Origin of the sequence: Micromonospora sp. NPDC093243 (genome assembly GCF_044753725.1) — a bacterium.
In the GTDB taxonomy this organism is placed as follows: domain Bacteria; phylum Actinomycetota; class Actinomycetes; order Mycobacteriales; family Micromonosporaceae; genus Micromonospora.
Genome location: NZ_JBIVNT010000004.1, coordinates 280527 through 301038, shown reverse-complemented (window position 1 = coordinate 301038; position 20512 = coordinate 280527). Strand labels below are relative to the sequence as shown.

The 20512-nt window shown below is 73.4% G+C and carries 17 protein-coding genes; 8 read left to right on the top strand and 9 right to left on the bottom strand.

Going from position 1 to position 20512, the window contains the following annotated elements; all coding sequences use genetic code 11:
• Positions 1-55: 55 nt before the first annotated feature.
• Together ACIP9D_RS15120 and ACIP9D_RS15115 are read right to left on the bottom strand one after the other, a co-directional pair.
• A complete protein-coding gene (locus ACIP9D_RS15120; protein WP_350871668.1) occupies positions 56-1018 on the bottom strand; it encodes a chlorophyllase/cutinase-like alpha/beta fold protein in 963 nt (320 codons plus the stop codon).
• 224 nt (positions 1019-1242) lie between these two features.
• Complete coding sequence (locus ACIP9D_RS15115; RefSeq protein ID WP_350871670.1) at positions 1243-2136, bottom strand: alpha/beta hydrolase; 894 nt, start codon at positions 2134-2136, stop codon at positions 1243-1245.
• Between the two features lie 157 nt (positions 2137-2293).
• Here ACIP9D_RS15115 and ACIP9D_RS15110 point away from each other — a divergent pair, with 157 nt between their 5' ends.
• A complete protein-coding gene (locus ACIP9D_RS15110; RefSeq protein ID WP_350871672.1) occupies positions 2294-2467 on the top strand; it encodes a hypothetical protein in 174 nt (57 codons plus the stop codon).
• A gap of 77 nt (positions 2468-2544) precedes the next feature.
• Here ACIP9D_RS15110 and ACIP9D_RS15105 read toward each other — a convergent pair whose 3' ends face one another.
• From ACIP9D_RS15105 to ACIP9D_RS15075, 7 genes are all read right to left on the bottom strand, one after another.
• Positions 2545-3663, bottom strand: coding sequence for an acetate kinase (locus ACIP9D_RS15105; RefSeq protein ID WP_350871674.1), 1119 nt, complete (start codon positions 3661-3663; stop codon positions 2545-2547).
• Positions 3660-5735: a phosphate acetyltransferase gene (pta, locus tag ACIP9D_RS15100; protein ID WP_350871675.1), complete on the bottom strand. Its 2076-nt coding sequence runs from the start codon at positions 5733-5735 to the stop codon at positions 3660-3662. The genes ACIP9D_RS15105 and pta overlap by 4 nt, the downstream gene beginning before the upstream one ends.
• Before the next feature lie 156 nt (positions 5736-5891).
• Positions 5892-6071 carry a DUF6104 family protein gene (locus tag ACIP9D_RS15095; RefSeq protein WP_350871677.1) on the bottom strand — a complete coding sequence of 60 codons (180 nt, stop codon included), beginning with the start codon at positions 6069-6071 and terminating at the stop codon, positions 5892-5894.
• Between the two features lie 106 nt (positions 6072-6177).
• A complete protein-coding gene (locus ACIP9D_RS15090) occupies positions 6178-9957 on the bottom strand; it encodes a multifunctional oxoglutarate decarboxylase/oxoglutarate dehydrogenase thiamine pyrophosphate-binding subunit/dihydrolipoyllysine-residue succinyltransferase subunit (protein WP_350871679.1) in 3780 nt (1259 codons plus the stop codon).
• Positions 9958-10226: 269 nt separating this feature from the next.
• Positions 10227-11051 carry an ABC transporter permease gene (locus tag ACIP9D_RS15085; RefSeq protein WP_350871680.1) on the bottom strand — a complete coding sequence of 275 codons (825 nt, stop codon included), beginning with the start codon at positions 11049-11051 and terminating at the stop codon, positions 10227-10229.
• On the bottom strand, positions 11048-11983 hold the full coding sequence (locus ACIP9D_RS15080) for an ABC transporter ATP-binding protein (protein WP_350871682.1): 936 nt from the start codon (positions 11981-11983) through the stop codon (positions 11048-11050). Before ACIP9D_RS15080 ends, ACIP9D_RS15085 begins: the two co-directional genes overlap by 4 nt.
• A gap of 149 nt (positions 11984-12132) precedes the next feature.
• The gene (locus ACIP9D_RS15075; RefSeq protein ID WP_350871683.1) at positions 12133-12795 is read right to left on the bottom strand and encodes a hypothetical protein; all 663 of its coding nucleotides are present in this window, start codon (positions 12793-12795) and stop codon (positions 12133-12135) included.
• 161 nt (positions 12796-12956) lie between these two features.
• Between ACIP9D_RS15075 and ACIP9D_RS15070 the strand changes: the two genes are divergently transcribed.
• The 7 genes from ACIP9D_RS15070 (at position 12957) to ACIP9D_RS15040 (ending at position 20370) form a co-directional block, all read left to right on the top strand.
• Positions 12957-13736, top strand: coding sequence for a GNAT family N-acyltransferase (locus ACIP9D_RS15070; RefSeq protein ID WP_350871685.1), 780 nt, complete (start codon positions 12957-12959; stop codon positions 13734-13736).
• Entirely contained in the window at positions 13733-14665 is a 933-nt protein-coding gene (locus ACIP9D_RS15065) for a lysophospholipid acyltransferase family protein (protein ID WP_350871687.1), read from the top strand. Before ACIP9D_RS15070 ends, ACIP9D_RS15065 begins: the two co-directional genes overlap by 4 nt.
• Positions 14666-14757: 92 nt before the next feature.
• Positions 14758-15591, top strand: coding sequence for a DUF4097 family beta strand repeat-containing protein (locus ACIP9D_RS15060; protein WP_350871689.1), 834 nt, complete (start codon positions 14758-14760; stop codon positions 15589-15591).
• Entirely contained in the window at positions 15588-16256 is a 669-nt protein-coding gene (locus ACIP9D_RS15055) for a PadR family transcriptional regulator (RefSeq protein WP_350871691.1), read from the top strand. Before ACIP9D_RS15060 ends, ACIP9D_RS15055 begins: the two co-directional genes overlap by 4 nt.
• A gap of 144 nt (positions 16257-16400) precedes the next feature.
• Positions 16401-17102 (top strand): response regulator transcription factor, encoded by a 702-nt coding sequence (locus ACIP9D_RS15050; protein ID WP_350871692.1) that lies wholly within the window; start codon positions 16401-16403, stop codon positions 17100-17102.
• Positions 17099-18655, top strand: coding sequence for a HAMP domain-containing sensor histidine kinase (locus tag ACIP9D_RS15045; RefSeq protein WP_350871693.1), 1557 nt, complete (start codon positions 17099-17101; stop codon positions 18653-18655). The genes ACIP9D_RS15050 and ACIP9D_RS15045 overlap by 4 nt, the downstream gene beginning before the upstream one ends.
• A 62-nt stretch (positions 18656-18717) precedes the next feature.
• Entirely contained in the window at positions 18718-20370 is a 1653-nt protein-coding gene (locus tag ACIP9D_RS15040; RefSeq protein ID WP_350871695.1) for a trypsin-like peptidase domain-containing protein, read from the top strand.
• Positions 20371-20512: the final 142 nt, after the last annotated feature.

The following is a 20512-nucleotide window of genomic DNA, read 5'->3' as shown; positions in this document are numbered from 1 at the left end:
CGGGATGCCACTCTTTCCGGGAACGAGCGCGGATCTTGAGCCGGGGCGGCGGTCGTCAGAGGTGGTCGTCGAAGGTGGCCAGCCCTTCGCGGGCCGCGTCGGAAGAGATCCGGCCCTTGGCCGCCGCGTCGCCGTAGAGCGACCAGCGCAGGAACTCGACCGTGGTGTCCGAGACCAGGCGCAGCGACGCGCCGTCGGCCAGCAGCGCCCGCCCGTGGTCGCCCTTGGTCAGGCTGAGCATCGCCTTCGGCCACGGCACCGCGTCGTACACCGCCTTGCCCGCCGCGTACTCGACGACCTCGTCCCGCTCGCCGTGCACGAAGAGCTGCGGAGCGGCGGCCCCGGCGAACGCGGTGCCCACGCCCAGGGACGTACCGGCGAACACCACGCCGGCGTCCAGCCGCTCGTCCCGCCCGCCGGTGAAGAGGCCGACGGTGGTCACCCCGCCGGCCGAGTGCCCGGCCGCCGCCACCCGGTCGCCGGCGAGCCGACCCCGCAGCGGGTCACCCGCCTTGCCGTCCAGCGCCAGCACCTGGGTCAGGACGTACGACACGTCGGCCGGCTGGTTCAGCACGTCGAGCACGTTGCCGTCGGCGCCCCGCGCGGTGTGCGGAAAGGTCGGCGCGGCCACCACGAACCCGGCCGCCGCCCAGCGGGTGAGCAGCGTGGCGTAGTCGGCCGGCCGGCCGCCCAGGCCGTGGCTGAACATCACCACCGGGAACTTCCCGTCGGCCGCGGTCGCGGAGCGCTCCGGCGTACCACCGGCGCGCCCGGTCGCCGGATACCAGACGGTCACCGGCAGCGCCCGGCCGTCGCGGTCCAGCTTCAGCTGTCGTACGCCGACCGCGAAGCTCTTCGCCGGTGCGGTGCCGGCGGGTACCCGGGGAGCCGGCGTGGCGCTGCGCGGCGGGTCGGCCGGGACGCGGTTCTCGGTGGCCGGGGCGTCCCCGGAGCAACCCACCAGGCCGGCCGTGAACAGGGTGGCGGCGAGCAGGGCGGGAGCGTGGCGGCGAGACATGAATCCGATTGTGCCCGCCCCGCCCGACCGCCGGGAAGCTAACCCACCCCCTGGCGCCGCCCCCGCACCGCCGCCCACCCCCGTCGATCATGCAGTTGTGGTGCCGGAAAAGGTATGGCTAGCCCGCTTTGCGAGGCACCACAACTGCATGATCCACGCTGCGGGGTGGGCGGGTGGGCGGGGCGGGGTGGGCGGGGTGGGGTGGTTGGGGGTTGGGGGGTGGGTTAGGGGTTGGGGGGTGGGCGGGAGGTGTAGGTGGTGAGGGTGGGGGCGTGGGCGTCGGCGGGGAGGCGGTGGGCGGCGGCCGGGTCGTCGTAGAGGGTCCAGCGCAGGAAGTCGGTGGTGGTGGCGAGGACCTGGGCGAAGCCCGGGCGGCCGGGGGTGAGGTACTCACCGTGGCCCTGCCCGAGCAGGCTGAGGAACGCGGCCGGCCCGGAGGCGCGGTCGTACGCGGCCCGGCCCACCGCCATCGGCACCACCGGGTCGGCGGTGCCGTGCACGAAGAGCAGCGGCGCGGCCGGTCCGGCGAAGCTGCCGGCGAGACCGCCGCCCGCGATGACCACGCCAGCGCGCAGCCGGGTGGAGTGCCCGGCGGCGAACATCCCGGCGGTGGTGAAGCCGCCGGCCGAGTGGCCGGCCGCGGCGAAGCGGGTCACGTCGAGGTGCCCGGCGAGCGGGTCGCCCGGGTGCTCGGCGAGCCGGACCAGGTGCCGGATCACCCGCCAGCCGTCGGCCGGCTGGTGGCGGACGTCGGCCCGGGTGAAGTAAGCCGCACCCCGCCGGGTGTGCGGGTAGGCCGGCGCGGCCACCACAAAGCCCGCGGCGGCCCACCGGCTGGTCAGCCCGGCGTGCAGCTCCGGCAGGCTGTCCAGCCCGTGGCTGTAGACCACCACCGGGAACTGTCCGGCGGCCACCGCGCCGCCCGCCGCCGGATACCAGACCGTGACCGGCAGGGGGCGCGCCGAGCGCGGATCGAGGGTGAACGTGCGCACGCCGACGGCGTACGTGCCCTCGGGTGCCCGGCGCGCCGGGGCCGTGCCGCCGGTCGCGGCGGTGGCCGGCGCGCAGCCGGTGAGCAGCGCCGTCACCAGCACGGCCGCCAGCCGCCTCGCCCCCATGCGTCCACGGTAGGTGGCCGGTAGCCCGTCGCGTCCCCACCGTCCGGCTCCGGTACGCCCACCTTCTCGGCCGGAACCGCTCCACCTCCCGGTCCGACCCGTGGACCACGGCCACGCGGGACGGCCGGGCTCGACAGGCTTCGCTAGGGTCACCTGCATGTCTGAGAACTACAGCGACCCGAGCGGCAACACCGAGGCGTTCCGGGCGTTCGTCAACCCCGCGGAGGCCGACGCGCCCGCCGCCACCGCCAACCGGATGCCGATGGTGATCGGCGCCGCCGTGGTCGCGGTAGTGCTGCTCGCCCTGGCCGTCTGGCTCGCGGTCGGCTGAACCCGACCGGCTCGGGAGCCGCTGCGGCGGTCCGGCTACGCCCGGCCGCCGCGGCGGCCGGGTTCGACCGGACCTCGTCAGCTCGCCCGGGCGGTCACCTCGCGGGCCGCGCGGGCGATCTCAGCCTCCTCGTCGGTCCCGATCACGCAGACCGCGACCTCGGCGCCCGCAGGTGAGATCAACCGGTCGCCCTCGCCGGCGTTGCGCGCCGGGTCCACCACGATGCCGAGCCGGTCCAGGCCGGCCAGGGCGGCGGCGCGCACCGGGGCGGCGTGCTCGCCGACGCCGGCGGTGAAGGTGACCGCGTCGACCCGGCCGAGCAGCGCGTAGTACGCCCCCACATAGCCGGTGATCCGCCGGCAGTAGACGTCGAAGGCGAGCGCCGCCGCCGGGTCGCCGGCCGAGCGGCGCTTCAGCACCTCGCGCATGTCGTTCGCCCCGGCCAGCCCGAGCAGCCCGCTGCGGTGGTTGAGCAGGTCGTCGATGTCGTCCACCGAGAACCCGCCCTCGCGGCGCAGGTGGAAGATGACGGTCGGGTCCAGGTCGCCGCTGCGGGTGCCCATCACCAGGCCCTCCAGCGGGGACATGCCCATCGAGGTGGCCACGCTGCGACCGCCGGAGACCGCGCAGGCGCTGGCTCCGTTGCCCAGGTGCAGGGTGATGGTGTTCAACTCCCCGTACGGCCGGCCGAGCAGCTCCGCGGTGCGGCGGGAGACGAACGCGTGCGAGGTGCCGTGGAAGCCGTAGCGGCGGATGCCGTACCGCTCGGCGACGTCGCGCTCGATCGCGTACGTGGCGGCGGCCTCCGGCAGGGTGCGATGGAACGCGGTGTCGAAGACCGCGACCTGGCCCACGCCGGGCAGCGCCTGCCGGGCCACCTCGATGCCGGCCAGGTTGGGCGGGTTGTGCAGCGGGGCCAGCGGGACCAGGTCGTGGATCGCGGCCAGCACCTCGTCGTCGATCAGCACCGGCTCGCCGAACCGCTTGCCGCCGTGCACCACCCGGTGGCCCACCGCGGCCAGGTCGGTGAGGTCGAGCCCGGCGAGGATCTGCCGGACGGCGGTCTCGTGGTCGACCGGCCCGCCCCCGGGCTCGCCGATCCGCTCCACGGTGCCCCGGTCCCGCACCTCGTCGCCGTCGTAGAGCCGGTACTTCACCGATGACGACCCGCAGTTGAGCACCAGCACCCGGCTCATCCGGTCTCCCCGTCCGTGGCGGCGGCCTGGATCGCGGTGATCGCCACCGTGTTGACGATGTCCGGCACGGTGGCGCCCCGGGACAGGTCGTTGACCGGTCGGCGCAGGCCCTGCATCACCGGCCCGACGGCGACCGCCCCGGCGGAGCGCTGCACCGCCTTGTACGTGTTGTTGCCGGTGTTCAGGTCGGGGAAGATGAACACCGTCGCCCGACCGGCGACCGGGCTGCCCGGCAGCTTGGTGGCGGCGACCGCGGGATCGATCGCCGCGTCGTACTGGATCGGCCCCTCCACCAGCAGCTCGGGCCGGCGCTCCCGGACCAGCGCGGTGGCCGCCGCGACCTTCTCCACGTCGGCGCCCGCACCGGAGCTGCCCGTCGAGTAGGAGAGCATCGCCACCCGCGGCTCGATGCCGAACCGGGCCGCGGTGTCCGCCGACGAGATCGCGATGTCGGCGAGCTGGGCGGCGTCCGGGTCGCGGTTGACCGCGCAGTCGCCGTAGACCAGCACCCGGTCGGCGAGCAGCATGAAGAAGACGCTGGAGGCGACCGAGACGTCGGGAAGCGTACGGATGATCTCGAACGCCGGGCGGATGGTGGCGGCCGTGGTGTGCGTCGCCCCGGAGACCATGCCGTCGGCGTGCCCGGCGTGCACCATCATGGTGCCAAAGTAGTTGGGCTGGGCCACGATGTCGTGCGCCAGCTCAGCGGTGACTCCCCGGTGCGCGCGCAACCCGGCGTACTCGGCGGCGAACCCGTCCCGCCACTCGCTGGTGACCGGGTCCACCACCTGCGCGTCGCCGACGTCGACGCCGAGCTCCCGGGCCCGCCGGGCGATGTCGTCCGGCCGGCCGAGCAGGGTCAGCTCGGCGACACCCCGGCGCAGCAGGATCTCCGCCGCGCGCAGGATGCGCTCCTCGGCCCCCTCGGGCAGCACCAGGCGGCGGGGCCGGGCCCGGGCCCGGTCGATCAGCTCGTTCTCGAACATCAACGGGGTCACCCGGTTCGAGCGGCTGACGCTCAGCCGCCGGGCCAGGTCGTCGGTGTCCACGCAGCGTTCGAAGGCGCCGAGCGCGGCCTCGACCTTCCGTGGGTTGGCCGCGCTGGGCCGACCCTCGATCCGGCTGGACGCGGCCACCGTGTCGTAGCTGTCGGTGCGCACGGAGAGCACCGCGAGGCCGGTGTTCAGCTCCTCCACCAGCCGCATCACCCGCGGGTCCGGTTGTTCGCCGAGGGTGAGCACCAGCCCGGCCAGGGAGACCTGCCCGGCCACGTGCGCGGCACTCGCCGCGACCAGCAGGTCGGCCCGGTCTCCCGGGGTGATCATCAGCGCGCCCGGGGTCAGGTGGTCGAGCAGGATCGGCACGTGGGCCGCGCCGACCACGTAGTCGAGCACGTCCCGGCCGAGGGCGCTCTCGTCGCCGGCCAGCAGGGTCGCGTCCAGCGCCGTCGCCACCTCGGCCACCGTGGGCGCCGACACGCTCGGCACCTCCGGGATGGCGTACGCCGGGACGGGCAGGTCCGGCAGCGTCATCGGGCCGGAAACCCGGTTGGCCATCACGGCGAGCACTGTCGCGCCCAGGTCGGCCAGGTCGTGGTACGCGCCGCGGGCCGCCGCCGCGACGGCCGCGGGATCCTGGCCGAAGCCGTCCACCACGGGCACCACGACGCTGCCGAACTCGGTGGCCAGCCGGGCGTTGAACGCCAGCTCTCGGGGGCGCGCCGGGTCGCCGGTGTCGTCGAAGTCGCTGCCCACCACGACCACCGCGGGGCAGCGCCGCTCGATTGCCCGGTAGCGCTCGACGATGCGGGAGATCAGCTCTTCCCGGCGGCCGTCGGCGACCAGCGTGGTGGCCTCGGCGTAGGTCGCCCCGGCCAGGTCGGCCGGCGGCAGGTCGATCCGGTAGCGCTCGCTGAGCAGGGCGAGGATCGGGTCCGGGCCGGCGCCGGAGATCAGCGGTCGGAACACCCCGATCCGTCCGACCTGGCGGGAGAGCAGCTCGGCCAGGCCGAGGGCGATGGTCGACTTCCCCCCGCCCGACCCAACGCTGGTCAGATACACGCTGCGCGCCACGCACCCACCCTAGAAGATCGCGCCCTCCACCACCCGGGTCCTTCGCCCCACCCCGTCCCCGTTGATCAAGAGATCCGCGTCGGATTGGAGATCAAAGATGACGCAGACCTCTTGATCAACGGGGAAGACCCGGGGGCGGGGTGGGCTCCGGAGGGGTTAGTCGTCGTCGGGGTCGTCCAGGCGGGCCAGGTAGGTGGCCAGGCGTTCGATGGGGGTCTCGAACTCGGGGTTGAGGTCGACGAAGTCGCGCAGGCGCTCGGCGAGCCACTCGACGGTGACCTGCTCGTCGCCCCGGCGCTCGACCAGCTCCTCGATGCCACGGTCGGTGAAGTACATCGGTACGTCCTCGGGTTCGGCCCGGCTCCGCCGGGCGGGTGGACCGACGGAGCCGGGGCAGGACCGTGGTGACGGCCCTGCCCCGGCTCTCGGCGGTGCGGTCAGGTCACGGGCGGGGGAGGGCCGCCTCGATCAGCGCGTTCTGCTCGACCTCGTGCATCTTGGCCGAGCCGACCGCCGGGGCGGCCGCCGCCGGCCGGGAGATCCGGCGCAGCCGCACGTCCGCCAGGTGCTCCAGCAGGTTGAGCGCGACGAACGACCAGGCGCCCTGGTTGGCCGGCTCCTCCTGCACCCAGGCGAAGTCCTCGGCGTTCGGGTACTGCGCCAGCGCGGCCCGGATCTCCTCCACCGGCATCGGGTAGAGCTGCTCGATCCGCAGGATCGCGGTGTCGGTGACCCCCCGCTCCTGCCGGGCCTGGAACAGGTCGTAGTAGACCTTGCCCGAGCAGAGCAGCACCCGCTTCACCTGCTCCGGCGCCGGGGCCGCGGTGTCGGCCAGCACCGGCTGGAAGGTGCCGGTGGTGAAGTCCTCGACCGAGGAGACGCAGAGCTTGTGCCGCAGCAGCGACTTCGGCGTGAACACCACCAGCGGCTTGCGCTTCGGCGACAGGGCCTGGCGGCGCAGCAGGTGGAAGTAGTTCGCCGGAGTGGTCGGGATGGAGACCCGCATGTTGTCCTCGGCGCAGAGCTGGAGGAACCGCTCCGGGCGGCCGGAGGTGTGGTCCGGGCCCTGGCCCTCGTGCCCGTGCGGCAGCAGCAGGGTCACCGCGGAGCGCTGGCCCCACTTGACCTCGCCGGAGGAGATGAACTCGTCGATCACCGACTGGGAGCCGTTGACGAAGTCACCGAACTGGGCCTCCCAGGCGACCAGCGCGTTGATGTTCTCCACCGAGTAGCCGTACTCGAAGCCCATCGCCGCGTACTCGCTGAGCAGCGAGTCGTGGACGAAGAATCGGGACCGCTCGCCGTCGGCGGTGAGCGACTTCAGCGGGAGGTAGTCGTCGCCGGTGCGGGCGTCGACGATCGAGGCGTGCCGCTGCACGAAGGTGCCGCGCCGGGAGTCCTGACCGGCGAGGCGGACGGTGACCCCGTCGTGCAGCAGCGAGCCGAACGCGATGATCTCGCCGTAGCCCCAGTCGATGTTGCCCTCGACGGACATCTTGGCCCGCCGGTCCAGCAGCTGCTGGATCCGCTTGTGCGGGGTGAAGCCCTCCGGCAGGTTGACGTGCGCCTCGCCGATGGCCCGGACGACCGCGGGGTCGGTGGCGGTGTCGACCTGCGGCTCCGGCTCCTCCTCGCGGCGGGGCCGGCTGAGCTGCCGGGGCGTGGAGGCGGCGTCGCGGGTGGCCTTGAAGACCCGCTCCAGCTGTGCCTGGTAGTCGCGCAGCAGCTCCTCCGCGTCCTCCACGGTGATGTCGCCGCGACCGATCAGCTCCTCGGTGTAGAGCTTCCGCACCGAGCGCTTCGAGTCGATGATCTTGTACATCTGCGGGTTGGACATCGACGGGTCGTCGCCCTCGTTGTGCCCGCGCCGGCGGTAGCAGACCAGGTCGATCACGACGTCCTTGTTGAACGCCTGCCGGTACTCGAAGGCCAGCCGGGCCACCCGGACCACGGCCTCCGGGTCGTCGCCGTTGACGTGGAAGATCGGCGCCTGGATCATCCGGGCCACGTCGGTGCTGTAGAGGCTGGAGCGCGAGTATTCCGGGGCGGTGGTGAAGCCGACCTGGTTGTTGACCACCACGTGCACGGTGCCGCCGGTGCGGTAGCCACGCAGCTGCGACAGGTTGAGCGTCTCGGCGACCACGCCCTGCCCGGCGAAGGCGGCGTCACCGTGCACCGCCAGCGGCAGCACGGTGTAGCCCTCCAGCTTGAGGTCGATGCGGTCCTGCTTGGCCCGGACGATGCCCTCCAGCACCGGGTCGACCGCCTCCAGGTGCGACGGGTTGGCCACCACGGAGACCTTGACCGAGTGCCCGCCGTCCGGGGTGGTGAACTTGCCGTTCTGGCCCAGGTGGTACTTCACGTCGCCGGAGCCCTGCGTCGACCGCGGGTCCAGGTGCCCCTCGAACTCAGAGAAGATCTTCTCGTACGGCTTGCCGACGATGTTCGCGAGCACGTTGAGCCGGCCCCGGTGCGCCATCCCGATGACGACCTCGTCGAGCCCGCCCTCGGCGGAGCACTCCAGCACCTCGCCGAGCAGCGGGATCAGCGACTCGCCGCCCTCCAGCGAGAAGCGCTTCTGGCCGACGTACTTGGTCTGCAGGAAGGTCTCGAACGCCTCGGCGGCGTTGAGCCGGTTGAGCACGTGCTTCTGCTCGTCCGGAGCGGGCTTGGTGTACTTGCGCTCGATCCGCTCCTGGATCCAGCGCCGCTCCTCCGGGTCCTGGATGTGCATGTACTCGATGCCCACCCGCCGGCAGTACGAGTCGCGCAGCACGCCGAGGATCTCGCGCAGCTTCATCCGCCGCTTGCCGGCGAAGCCGTTGACCGGGAACTCGCGGTCGAGGTCCCACAGGGTCAGCCCGTGCTGGAGCACGTCCAGGTCGGGGTGCTTGCGGATGGTGAACTCGAGCGGGTCGGTGTCGGCCATCAGGTGACCGCGCACCCGGTAGGCGTGGATCAGCTCGTGCACCCGGGCGGTCTTGTTGATCTGACCCTCGGAGTTGACCGCGACGTCACGCACCCAGCGCACCGGCTCGTACGGGATCCGCAGCGAGGTGAAGATCTCGTCGTAGAAGCCGTGCTCACCCAGGATCAGCTCGTGCATGACCTTGAGGAACTCGCCGGACTGCGCGCCCTGGATGATCCGGTGGTCGTAGGTGCTGGTCAGCGTGATGACCTTGCTGACCGCCAGCTCGGCCAGGGTGGCCTCGGACATGCCCTGGTAGGGCGCCGGGTACTCCATCGCGCCGACGCCGATGATCGCGCTCTGCCCCTGCATGAGCCGCGGCATCGAGTGCACCGTGCCGATACCGCCGGGGTTGGTCAGCGAGATGGTGGTGCCGCCGTAGTCCTCCATGGTCAGCTCGTTGCGCCGGGCCCGGCGGACCACGTCCTCGTACGCCTGCCAGAACTGCCGGAAGTCCATCTGCTCGCAGGCCTTGATGGAGGGGACCACCAGGTTGCGGGTGCCGTCCGGCTTGACCAGGTCGATGGCGATGCCGAGGTTGACGTGCTCCGGGCGGACCACCGCCGGCTTGCCGTCGACCTGCGCGTAGGAGTTGTTCATCTCCGGGTGCTGGACCAGCGCCCGGACCATCGCGTAGCCGATGAGGTGGGTGAAGCTGACCTTGCCACCGCGCCCGCGGGCGAGGTGGTTGTTGATCACGATGCGGTTGTCGACCAGCAGCTTGGCCGGGACCGCGCGCACGCTGGTCGCGGTGGGCACGCTCAGCGAGGCGTCCATGTTCTGGACGATCTTCGCGGCGACGCCGCGCAGCGGGGTGGTCTGCGGGCCGGTGGCGGTCGGTGCGGTGGCCGGCTTGGCCGCCGCCTTGGCCGGTGCCGCTGCCTTGGCCGGTGCCGCCGGCTTGGCGGGAGCGGCCTTGGCCGGCGCGGCCGGCGCGGCGGCCTTGGCGGGCGGCGCGGCCTTGGCGGCCTTGGCGGGCTCGGGCCGGGCCGGTGCCGGCGCCTCGGGCTGGGCGACCGTGGCCACCGCCTCCTGCTGCTCCGCGGGCTCCGGCGCGGCGGCGGTGTCCGGCTGGCCGTCCGGTCGCGGAGTGCCGGCGCCGGGTGCCGGCCGGTAGTCGGCGAAGAAGTCGTGCCAGGCCGAGTCGACGCTCTTGGGGTCGGCGAGGTAGCGCTGGTACATGTCCTCGACGATCCACTCGTTCGGGCCGAAACCCGCCAGTGGGTTCTCCTGCGATGTCTGCTGGGTCGACACGGCCGCTAATCGCCTCTTTCACGCGGGTTCTGGGTGTCACGCGGATCCCCGGCGGCCCCGGTTCCCGGGCCCGCACGAGACGGCTCCAAGGCTACGCCGTACAGATCCCGCAGGCATTTCCGCCTCCGTCGGGTGGTCCGTTTCACAGAAGATGCCAGAAGTTCAGTAAGCGCTGCGCGTCCCATTGACTCCTGCTATGGGCGGCGGCCCCGGGGCGGTGGCGTGCCACCACCACCCCGGGGCCGTCGTGACCAGCGGGAACGCGCCGGTCAGGAGATGTCGCGCCGGCGCAGGGTCAGGCTGCCGACCACCCCGGCGACCACCGCGTACCCGATCAGCACGACGGCGCCCGCCCAGCGTGGCGGGTTGCCCGGGATCTCGGCGCCGGTGACCATCAGCGACGACGCCAGCGACGGCACCAGCAGCTGAAGATCGTTGATCCAGTCGCCGAACCGGGTGGCCAGGATGCTGATGGCGATCGCCGCGCCGATCGTGCCGCCGAGGTAGAGCAGGATGCCGGTGACCGTGGCGCCGATCTGGCTGCGGATCAGCACGCCGAGGCCGACGCCCAGGATCCCCCAGAGCAGGTACGCCAGGCCGTTGAGGCCGATCGCCTCCCAGGCCGCGGCGTTGTCGAGCTGCGAGCCGACGCCGACGGCGTTGAGGACGGCCGCCCCGGCGATCAGGTTGAGCCCGGTGGTGACCACCCAGAAGAGCAGCGCCAGCAGGGCCGCGGCGGCCAGCTTGGCGGCCATCACCGCGCTGCGGTGCGGCGAGGTGAGGAACGTGGTGGTCACCGTCTGGTGGAAGAACTCGCTGGTCACCACGATGATGCCGAGCAGCATCACGATGAGCAGGCCGAAGAACTGCCCGGTGGTGAAGAGGTTCGCCGACAGCGCGTCCGGGTGGGCCGCCGCCGCCAGGGTGTCGACCTGGTCGGGCGGCACCTCGCCGAGATCCCCGTTGGTCAGCGTGTCGGCCTGGAGCCAGTTGATCAGCAGGGTGAGCGCCCAGAGCGGCAGCGAGATCAGCGCGAAGATCCACCAGGTGCTGGTGGTACGGATCTTGGTCAGTTCGGCTCGGATCAGGTTCATCGGATGCCCGCCTTTCCGGCCGTCAGCTCCAGGAAGACGCCTTCCAGGTCGGGGCGTTCCGTGGTGAGTTCGTGCAGCTCGACCCCGGCGGCCAGAGCCGCCCGGCCGATCGCCGGAGCGTCCACCCCGGAGACCAGCAGGGTGCCCTGCTCGTCGGTGTCGACGATGGCCGACTGGCCCTTGAGCGCGGTGGTGAGCGCCTCGGCCTGCGGGGTGCGGACCCGGACCCGGCCACCCTGCGCCATCGAACCGATCACCTGGTCGACGGGGCCCTGCCGGACCAGCTGCCCGGCCGCGATGATCACCACGTCGTCGGCGAGCAGCTGCATCTCGGACAGCAGGTGGCTGGAGACCAGCACCGTCCGCCCCTCGTGGGCCAGGTTCTTCAGGAACCCGCGCATCCACCGGATCCCCTCCGGGTCCAGGCCATTGGCCGGCTCGTCGAGGATCAGCACCCGGGGGTCGCCGAGCATCGCGGCGGCGATGCCGAGCCGCTGCTTCATGCCCAGCGAGTAGCCCTTGAACTTGCGCTTCGCGGCCGGGGTCAGCCCGACCAGGGCGAGCGCCTCGTCGGCCCGCTGCTTCGGCAGCCCGGCCGCCGCGCAGATTACCCGCAGGTGGTTGATGCCGGTGCGGCCCTTGTGCGCGCTGGACGCCTCCAGCACCGCGCCGACGTGCCGCAACGGCTCGACCAGGTCGGCGTACCGGGCGCCGCTGATGGTGGCCGTGCCGCTGGTCGGCGTGACCAGGTTCAGCAGCATGCGCAGGGTGGTCGTCTTGCCGGCGCCGTTCGGGCCGAGGAAGCCGGTCACCCGACCCGGCTCGACAGTGAAGGACAGGTTGTTGACCGCCCTGACGTTCTTGTACTGCTTCGTCAGGCCGGACACCACGATCTGACCGTCGCTGGTGGGGCTTCGCTGCCCGTCAGACATCGTTCTCCTCCCGTGCGGGTGGCGTCGAGGTACGCCGTTGCACAGCGTGGCGGGCGCGCGCAACAAGGTCAATCAGGCGCGGTCGGTACTTTCGCCTCCGCCTCAGGCAGGACCCCACTCATCCTCAGGGACGACAGGCGCGCCGCCGGTCAGGCCGCGCCGGGCGGCAACGCCACCCAGGTCGCCCGGGCGCTGGCCAGCAGCGAGCCGTCCGGGCCGTACAGGCTGGTGTGCACCCGGGCCTTGCGGCCCTCGACCTCGACGGCCACGCCGGTCACCACGCACTCGTCGCCCGGCTCGGGCAGTGCGTCGACCAGCGCGGCGATCCGGCCCAGCACGTACGGCCGGCCGGGAGCGATCACGGCCCAGCCGCCCGGGCAGTCCAGCGCCGCCCAGACCGTGGCCAGGCTGACCTGCTCGGGTGCCCGCAACGGCGCGGCGGTCCGGCCGTCCGGCAGCCGGCCGGGGAAGATCCGCAGCCCGTCCGGCCGGCGGGGGCCGCAGACGAAGCAGCCGGGGAAGGGGTGGTCGACCAGCCCGGGGTAGGCCGCCGACGCGTCGGTCGCGGTGCGGCGGTCCACCGGCGGCACCACCGCGTCGAACCGGTCCGTCGGGCGCACCTCGGCGACCACCGACCCGGCCGGGTCGCGGACCTCGCCGTCGGCCAGGACCAGCGGGGTGTCCAGCGGCGGCGGCCGGCGCAGCGTCACCTCGACCGGCCCCGCGCCGCCCGCGGCGGCGGCGAAGACACCGGCGCTCCAGCCGCCGTTGCCGGAGCCGGGCGGCCCGTTGTAGCGGGATTCGATGCGCATCGGCGACCTCCGGGTCAGCGGGGGCCGGCGTCGTCGCCGAGGCCCGTCCGGCAGCCTCGCACGACCCGATCCGGCCTGCGTACACGGGCCGCCGACCGGCGTTCACCGGATCGACACTCCTCGCCGTGTGGTTGGCAACCCGGGGGCCCTACACAGATCCCATGGCCGTTCTGCACGCCGCTGGGGCACCCCTGACGACCAGCGGCTACACCCTGCTGATCGCCGACGACCCGACCACGGTCGCGGCAGCGCAACGCCTGCGCCACGAGGTGTTCGCCACCGAGCTCGGCGCCACCCTGCACCCGGGCGTCGACGGGCTGGACGTGGACCCGTTCGACCCGTACTGCGACCACCTCATCGTCCGCCAGGAGAGCACCGGCGACGTCGTCGGCACGTACCGGCTGCTGCCGCCGGGCCGCACCGATCGCCGGTACGCCGAGGCCGAGTTCGACCTCGCGGCGCTCGACCCGCTCCGCGACGACCTCGTCGAGGCGGGCCGCTCCTGCGTCCACCCGGATCACCGCACCGGTGCGGTGATCAACCTGATGTGGGCCGGCATCACCCGCTACCTGCACCTGCGCGGCTCGCGCTGGCTCGGCGGCTGCGCCTCGGTGCCGGTGACCGACGGCGGCCGGGCGGTGGCCGAGGTGTGGGCCCAGGCACAGGCCCGCCACCTGGCGCCGCCGCCGCTGCGGGTCCGCCCGCTGCGGCCCTGGTTCGCCGAGCCGGCCGCCGCCGTCGACCCGACGGCCGGTGACGCCGAGCCGGCCGGCCGGGCCGCGGTGCCGCCGCTGCTCCGCGGCTACCTGCGGCTCGGCGCGTGGATCTGCGGCGAGCCGGCGTACGACCCGGACTTCGACTGCGCGGACTTCTATGTGCTCTTCTCGCTGGACCGGATGAACCCGCGATACCTGCGGCACTTCCTGGGGGAGCAGGCATGAGCGCCGTCCCGTACGACCTCTGGCGTCCCTCGTCCGGCTGTGACGAGCAGTGCCTGCCGGCGGCCGGCGAAGTGCCGTCGGTCCCGCTGGCCGTACGGCTGGGCCGGCTGTTCGCCGGGGCGGGGATGCTGCTGCTCGGGGCACTGCTGGCCGCGCTGCTGCCGGTGCTGCCCACCTCGGACGGCCAGGCCGCGGTGCGGGCCTGGGCCCGGGGAACCGCCCGAGCCTTCGGGGTACGCCTGGTCGTCCGCGGCCGGTTGCCCCGGCGGCGGGCGCTGCTGGTCGCCAACCACGTGTCCTGGCTGGACATCCTCGCGGTGCTGGCGGTCGCGCCGGCCCGGATGGTGGCGAAGCGGGAGGTCCGCGCCTGGCCGCTGGTCGGGCAGTTGGCCGCGGCGGCGGGCACGGTCTTCGTGGACAAGTCCCGGCCGCGGCAGCTGCCGGTCACCGTGCGCCGGGTCGCCGACGCGCTGCGCGCCGGCCGGGCGGTCGCGGTCTTTCCGGAGGGTACGACCTGGTGCGCCGGAGACGGCCCGCGCGACTGCCGCCCCGGCGGCGGCTTCCGGCCGGCGATGTTCCAGGCGGCGGTCGACGCCGGCGCGCCGGTCGTGCCGTTGCGCATCGGCTACCGCAGCGCGGCGACCGGGGCCGACACCACGGCCGCCGCGTTCCTCGGCGAGGAGACCCTGCTGCGCTCGGTGCGCCGGGTGGTCGCGGCCCGGGACCTGGAGGTGACCGTGACCGTCGCCGCCGCGCTGCACCCGGCCCGGGGCGCGGACCGTCGGCGGCTCGCCCGGGCTGCCGAGTCGGCCGTGCACCTGGTGCCCGCCATGCCTGTGGCCCCGCCGCCCTTGACCGGCGAGCCGGTCCCGCTGCCGAGCGTGCTCGTGCCGGAAGGCCCGGCTCAGGAGCTCGACCTGGCGGCCTGACGACATCGCGACAGTCTTGTGCTGTCGCGATGTATCGCGTTACTGTTCGTCCCGTCGGACGCGTCGTCGGCGTGTCCCGAGGGGAGGACGCCATGACCGGTTGGACGGTCGACAGCCCGCAGCGGCTCACACTCGACGGCCCGGTCAGCCGGCTGGACGTGCGGCTGTTCAGCGGGCGGCTGAACGTGGTCGCCACCGACGGGCCGGCCCGGGTCGACATCACCCGGGTGGGGCGCCGGCCGGTCCTGGTCGAGCACCAGGGCGGGTGGCTCTCCGTCCGGCAGGAGCGCGCCCGGCGCTGGTCGGACCTGCTCTGGTGGATCGGGCCGTTCGCCCGGTGGCCCCGGGTGGACGTCTCGATCGCGGTCCCCGCCGAGGTGGCGGCCGACCTGCGCCTGATGGACGGCTCGCTTGTCGTCTCGGGTCTGCGCCGGCAGACCCGCGTCGACGTCACCTCCGGCCAGATCACCCTGATGGCGCTGCGCGGCGAAACCTCGGCGAAGATCGTCTCCGGGCCGGTGGAGGCGCTCGGTGTGGCCGGCGAGCTCAGCATGCAGACGGTTTCGGGCGAGGTGATCCTGGCCGACAGCGCGGCCGGGCAGGTCCGCGCCCAGACCGTTTCCGGCTCGATCACCTGCGACCTGGACAACCCCCGGCGCAGCGAGATCCGGCTGCACACCATCTCGGGCAGCATCACCGTCCGGGTCCGCGAGGACAGCGACCTCGCCGTCCGGCTGCACACCACCGCCGGCCGGATCACCAGCGGCTTCCCCCAGGTGCGTACGGAGTCGGCGATCGGCTCGGTGACCAGCAGCGAGGGGGTCATCGGGGCCGGCGAAGGTAAGCTCTGGGCATCCGCCACGTCCGGCAGCATCGCGTTGCTCGCCCGTCCGGTGGGCGACGACGAGGAGGATGAGCTGCGATGACGGCCGTCTTCAGCCACGGGCGGCTCCGGCTCTACCTGCTCAAGCTCCTCGACGACGGGCCGAAGCACGGCTACGAGCTGATCCGGCTGCTGGAGGACCGCTTCCTCGGCCTCTACGCGCCCAGCGCCGGCACGATCTATCCCCGGTTGCAGCGGATGGAGGCGGAGGGGCTGGTCAGCCACACCGCCGCCGGCGGCCGCAAGACGTACGAGATCACCGACGCGGGTCGGGGCGAGCTGCGCCAGCGGGCGGACGAGTTGGCCACCCTGGAGTCCGACATCGCCGCCTCGGTGCAGGACCTCTCCACCCTGGCGGGGGAGATCCAGACCGAGGTACGCGGTTCGGTCCGCGACCTCAAGCGCGAGCTGCGGGAGGCCGCCCGGCAGACACGGCAAACTCGGCGGAACCGGTGGGACATCCCGCCCTTCCCGGCCGGGCCGCCGTTCGGCCCGGCGGAACCCGGATCCGGTCAGTTCGGGCCGGAACCCCGGCCGGGGATGAGCACCGAGGCGGGCCTGCTCGCCGAGTTCGACCAGCGGTTGGCCGCCTTCACCAGCGAGGTGGGTCGGCTCGTCCGGGCCCGCCGGTTCAGCGACTCGCAGCTGCGTACCGCGATCCGGTTGATCGACGGCGCGCTGGAGGGGCTCCGCCGGCTGCTGCGCTGACCGGCCCGGCCGTTGCCCCAGCCGGCGTGATCCGGCAGGATCTCGACGAGCGTGACCGGGCCGGATCGGGCACCCCGGCGGCTCACAGCCTTTTTCCAGGGAGCGTCCAGCGCGGGCGCAGCCGGAGCGCGGAAGATGGGGGCCATGCCGGCTACCCAGACCGAGGCGCGACTGCTCGTCGTCGAGGACGACCCCAACATCCTCGAACTGCTCTCCGCGAGCCTGCGGTTCGCGGGCTTCGACGTGGCCACCGCGACCAGCGGCAGCGCGGCGCTCAACGCCGCCAAGGACCATCGGCCCGACCTGGTGGTGCTCGACGTGATGCTGCCCGACCTGGACGGGTTCGAGGTCATCCGGATGCTCCGCGAGGGTGGCACCCGCACCCCGGTCGTCTTCCTGACCGCCCGGGACGCCACCGACGACAAGATCCGCGGTCTGACCCTGGGTGGCGACGACTACGTCACCAAGCCGTTCAGCCTGGAGGAGCTGACCGCCCGGATCCGGGCGGTGCTGCGCCGCACCAGCAGCGGTGAACCGGCGCCCTCCCGGCTCACCTTCGCCGACCTGGAGCTGGACGAGGAGACCCACGAGGTCTACCGGGCCGGCCAGCGGGTGCAGCTGTCGCCGACCGAGTTCAAGCTGCTGCGCTACCTGATGCTCAACGCCAACCGGGTGCTCTCCAAGGCGCAGATCCTCGACCACGTCTGGAACTACGACTTCCGCGGCGACGACAACATCGTCGAGTCGTACATCTCCTACCTGCGGCGCAAGGTGGACACCACCCAGCCCCGGCTGATCCACACCCTGCGCGGAGTCGGGTACGTACTGCGCAAGCCGGCGGCGTGAACGCGGTCGCACAGGCGAAGGGGCGACTGCGGAGCGTACCGCTGCGGGTGAAGCTGGTCACCGCGGTGCTGGCCCTGGTCGCCATGGCGCTGCTGGTGATCAGCTCGCTCACCACCTTCTTCCTCCGCAGCTACCTCGTCGGTCAGGTGGACGCCGAAATCAAGGGCTCGGTCCGCAACATCGAGAGCGCGTTGGTCTCCGAGCAGCCGGCGAAGATAGGTATTCCCACCGACTACCTGGTGGTGGTGACGGACCGGGACACCGGCCGGGTGGTCGGCGCGCGTTTCGACAGCCAGCGGTTTGACTCGGACGACCTTCCGCGCTGGCCCTCCGACGCCGCCGGGTTCGAGAGACTGGCCGGTGAGCCGTTCACGGTCCAGGCGAAGTCCGGTCCGATCCGCTGGCGGATCCTCTACACGGAGCTGCCCAACGGGCAGTGGGCTGCCATCGGCCAGAACCTCACCGACGTCGATCTGGCGGTGCAGCGACTGGTCTGGATCGACCTGCTGGTCGGCGGGTCGGTGCTGATCCTGCTCGCCTCGATCGGCGCCGCGATCGTGCGTACCAGCCTGAAACCGCTGGTGGAGATCGAACGGACCGCCGCCGCCATCGCCGGCGGAGACCTGAGCCGGCGGGTGCCCGACCCGGAGGAGGGGCAGGAGTGCCCCACCTCGGAGCTGGGTCGGCTGTCCCGTGCGCTGAACGCGATGCTGACCCAGATCGAGGCGGCCTTCACCGCCCGGGCCGCCTCGGAGACCGCCGCCCGCTCGGCCGAGGTCGCCGCCCGGGACGCGGCCGTCTCCGCGCAGGCCTCCGAGGCGCGCGCCCGGCGGTCGGAGGAGCGGATGCGGCAGTTCGTCGCGGACGCCTCGCACGAGCTGCGTACGCCGCTGACCACCATCCGCGGCTTCGCCGAGCTGTACCGGCAGGGAGCGGCCCGCGCGCCGGAGCAGACCGCCGGGCTGCTGCGCCGGATCGAGGACGAGGCGGCGCGGATGGGACTCCTGGTGGAGGACCTGCTGCTGCTCGCCCGGCTGGACCGGGAGCGGCCCATCACCCTGGCCCCGGTCGAGCTGCCGGTGCTCGCCAGCGAAGCCGTGCAGGCCGCCCGGGTGGTCGCGCCGGAGCGGCGGATCGAGCTGGAGACGGCCCGCGGCTCCGGCCCGCTGGTGGTCTACGGGGACGACGCCCGGCTGCGGCAGGTGATCGGCAACCTGATGACCAACGCCCTCACCCACACCCCGCCGGATGCCTCGGTCACCCTGCGGCTGCGGGCCGAACCCGGCAACCTGGCCGTGCTGGAGGTGGCCGATACCGGCCCCGGGCTCTCCCCGGAGCAGGCCGAGCGGGTCTTCGAGCGGTTCTATCGGGCCGACGCGGCCCGTACCCGCCGGGCCGACGGCAACACCGGCACCGGCCTCGGCCTGGCCATCGTGGCCGCCCTGGTGGGCGCGCACCACGGCACGGTCGAGGTGGTGGAGACCCCGGGCGGCGGGGCCACCTTCCGGGTCCGGCTGCCGCTGCTGCCGGACGCCGACGAGAGTGGCGAGTGACTTTCAGCCAACTTCCAGCCCCGTTCCAGGCTGGTCGCAGTGCCAGGGGAGAAGGTGGATCCATGACCGAGTACGAGTCTGACCCGCAGCAGCACCGGCCGGCCCCCACCGACGCCGAGCCGGCGCACCCCACCGCCGAGCTGCCACGCGTCGAGCGCGCGCAGTCCGACTCCGCGAGCAGCGACCCGACCACCGAGCTGGCCTCCGCCGGCCCGGTCGCCGGGAACGCCGACCAGACCCCGGCGACCGACGCCGGCGCCTCCGCCACCCCGGAGCCCACCCGCGCGGACGCCCCCGCCACGCCCGACACCGACCGGGGCGCCGACCCGACCGTGCCGGTCGCCACGACCCCCGCCGGCTACCCGGCCGCCCCCGCCGGTGGTTGGCAGCCGCCGGCGACCACGCCGACGCACTCCGGCCACCCGGTCTCCGGCCAGCCGGTTTCCGGCCCGCACGGCCAGCCGGTGTCTGGCCCGCACGGTCAGCCGGTTTCCGGCGCGCACGGGTACCCGCAGCCGGCGGGCGGCCACTGGTACCCGACTCAGCAGTCCGGCTGGGCCAGCGGGGGGCAGCCGGGTGCGTACGGGCAGCCGCACGCGCCGCACCCCGGTCAGCCCGTTCCGCCCTGGGCGCCGGCCGCCCACGCCAACCCCGCCGGGCCGCGGCCGAGCCGGGTGGCGAAGTTCGCCGGCGCCGGTGTCGCGGTGTTCGCCCTGATGCTCGGCTCCGGTGTCGCCGGTGGAGCGCTCGCGCTCGCCATCGATGGCGACGGCGGCGGCATCACCCGCACCTACTCCGCCGCCCCGGTGATCAACGGTGCCGACCTGCCGCGGATCGCCGCCTCGGTACAGGACAGCGTCGTCTCCATCGCCACCGACAACGGCGAGGGCTCCGGCGTGATCCTCAGCGCCGACGGCTACGTGCTCACCAACAACCACGTGGTCGCCTCGGCCAGCGGTGACACCGTCCGGGTGGTCTTCGCCGACGGCAAGACCGCCGAGGCGCAGATCAAGGGCACCGACCCGAAGACCGACCTCGCCGTGGTGAAGGCCAACGGGGTGAGCGGCCTGAAGCCGGCCACCTTCGGCGACAGCGACGCGATGCAGGTCGGCGACCAGGTACTCGCGCTGGGCAGCCCGCTGGGCCTGCAGGGCTCGGTCACCGCCGGCATCCTCAGCGCCCGGGAGCGCACCATCCAGGCCGGCGAGGGCGGCCAGCAGCAGGACCCGCGTCAGGCCGCGTCCTCCATCGCCGGGCTGCTGCAGACCGACGCCCCGATCAACCCGGGCAACTCCGGCGGCGCGCTGGTCAACACCCGGGGCGAGGTGATCGGCATCAACACCGCGATCGCCACCTCCGGGCAGAGCACCGGCAACATCGGCGTCGGTTTCGCCATCCCGAGCAACAAGGCCAAGGACGTCGCGGGGAAGCTCCAGCGGGGCGAGAAGGTCAGCCACCCGTCGCTCGGGGTCAGCGTGAACATGGCCGAGGGTGGCGGCGCGCTGGTCGCCGCGGTCACCCAGGGCAGCCCGGCCGAGAAGGCCGGCCTGCAGCGGGGTGACGTCATCACCCGGTTCGGCGACAAGGTGATCAACGACTCGGACGACCTGGTCGGCGCCGTGCAGGCCGGCAAGGTGGGCGACCGGGTCGAGGTGCAGTACAAGCGCAACGGCGCCGAGTCGACGGCAACCGTGACGCTCGCCGAGACGTCGTAACCGACACGAACCTGCCTCCTCCCTCCGGCGGGGGGGGGGGGGGGGGGGGGGGGGGGGGGGGGGGGGGGCCCCCCCCCCCCCCCCCCCCCACCGCCGTCGGCCAGCGGCTGAGAGCAGATCGCCGGTCACCCGCCCACGCAGC

What these genes read in the sequence shown, in the direction of transcription:
- ACIP9D_RS15065 (WP_350871687.1), top strand. Translation starts at nt 13,733, where the DNA reads ATGAGCGCCGTCCCGTACGACCTCTGGCGTCCCTCGTCCGGCTGTGAC.
- ACIP9D_RS15040 (WP_350871695.1), top strand. Translation starts at nt 18,718, where the DNA reads ATGACCGAGTACGAGTCTGACCCGCAGCAGCACCGGCCGGCCCCCACC.
- ACIP9D_RS15120 (WP_350871668.1), bottom strand. Translation starts at nt 1,018, where the DNA reads ATGTCTCGCCGCCACGCTCCCGCCCTGCTCGCCGCCACCCTGTTCACG.
- ACIP9D_RS15060 (WP_350871689.1), top strand. Translation starts at nt 14,758, where the DNA reads ATGACCGGTTGGACGGTCGACAGCCCGCAGCGGCTCACACTCGACGGC.
- ACIP9D_RS15075 (WP_350871683.1), bottom strand. Translation starts at nt 12,795, where the DNA reads ATGCGCATCGAATCCCGCTACAACGGGCCGCCCGGCTCCGGCAACGGC.
- ACIP9D_RS15095 (WP_350871677.1), bottom strand. Translation starts at nt 6,071, where the DNA reads ATGTACTTCACCGACCGTGGCATCGAGGAGCTGGTCGAGCGCCGGGGC.
- ACIP9D_RS15115 (WP_350871670.1), bottom strand. Translation starts at nt 2,136, where the DNA reads ATGGGGGCGAGGCGGCTGGCGGCCGTGCTGGTGACGGCGCTGCTCACC.
- ACIP9D_RS15055 (WP_350871691.1), top strand. Translation starts at nt 15,588, where the DNA reads ATGACGGCCGTCTTCAGCCACGGGCGGCTCCGGCTCTACCTGCTCAAG.
- ACIP9D_RS15070 (WP_350871685.1), top strand. Translation starts at nt 12,957, where the DNA reads ATGGCCGTTCTGCACGCCGCTGGGGCACCCCTGACGACCAGCGGCTAC.
- ACIP9D_RS15105 (WP_350871674.1), bottom strand. Translation starts at nt 3,663, where the DNA reads ATGAGCCGGGTGCTGGTGCTCAACTGCGGGTCGTCATCGGTGAAGTAC.
- ACIP9D_RS15080 (WP_350871682.1), bottom strand. Translation starts at nt 11,983, where the DNA reads ATGTCTGACGGGCAGCGAAGCCCCACCAGCGACGGTCAGATCGTGGTG.
- ACIP9D_RS15085 (WP_350871680.1), bottom strand. Translation starts at nt 11,051, where the DNA reads ATGAACCTGATCCGAGCCGAACTGACCAAGATCCGTACCACCAGCACC.
- ACIP9D_RS15050 (WP_350871692.1), top strand. Translation starts at nt 16,401, where the DNA reads ATGCCGGCTACCCAGACCGAGGCGCGACTGCTCGTCGTCGAGGACGAC.
- ACIP9D_RS15110 (WP_350871672.1), top strand. Translation starts at nt 2,294, where the DNA reads ATGTCTGAGAACTACAGCGACCCGAGCGGCAACACCGAGGCGTTCCGG.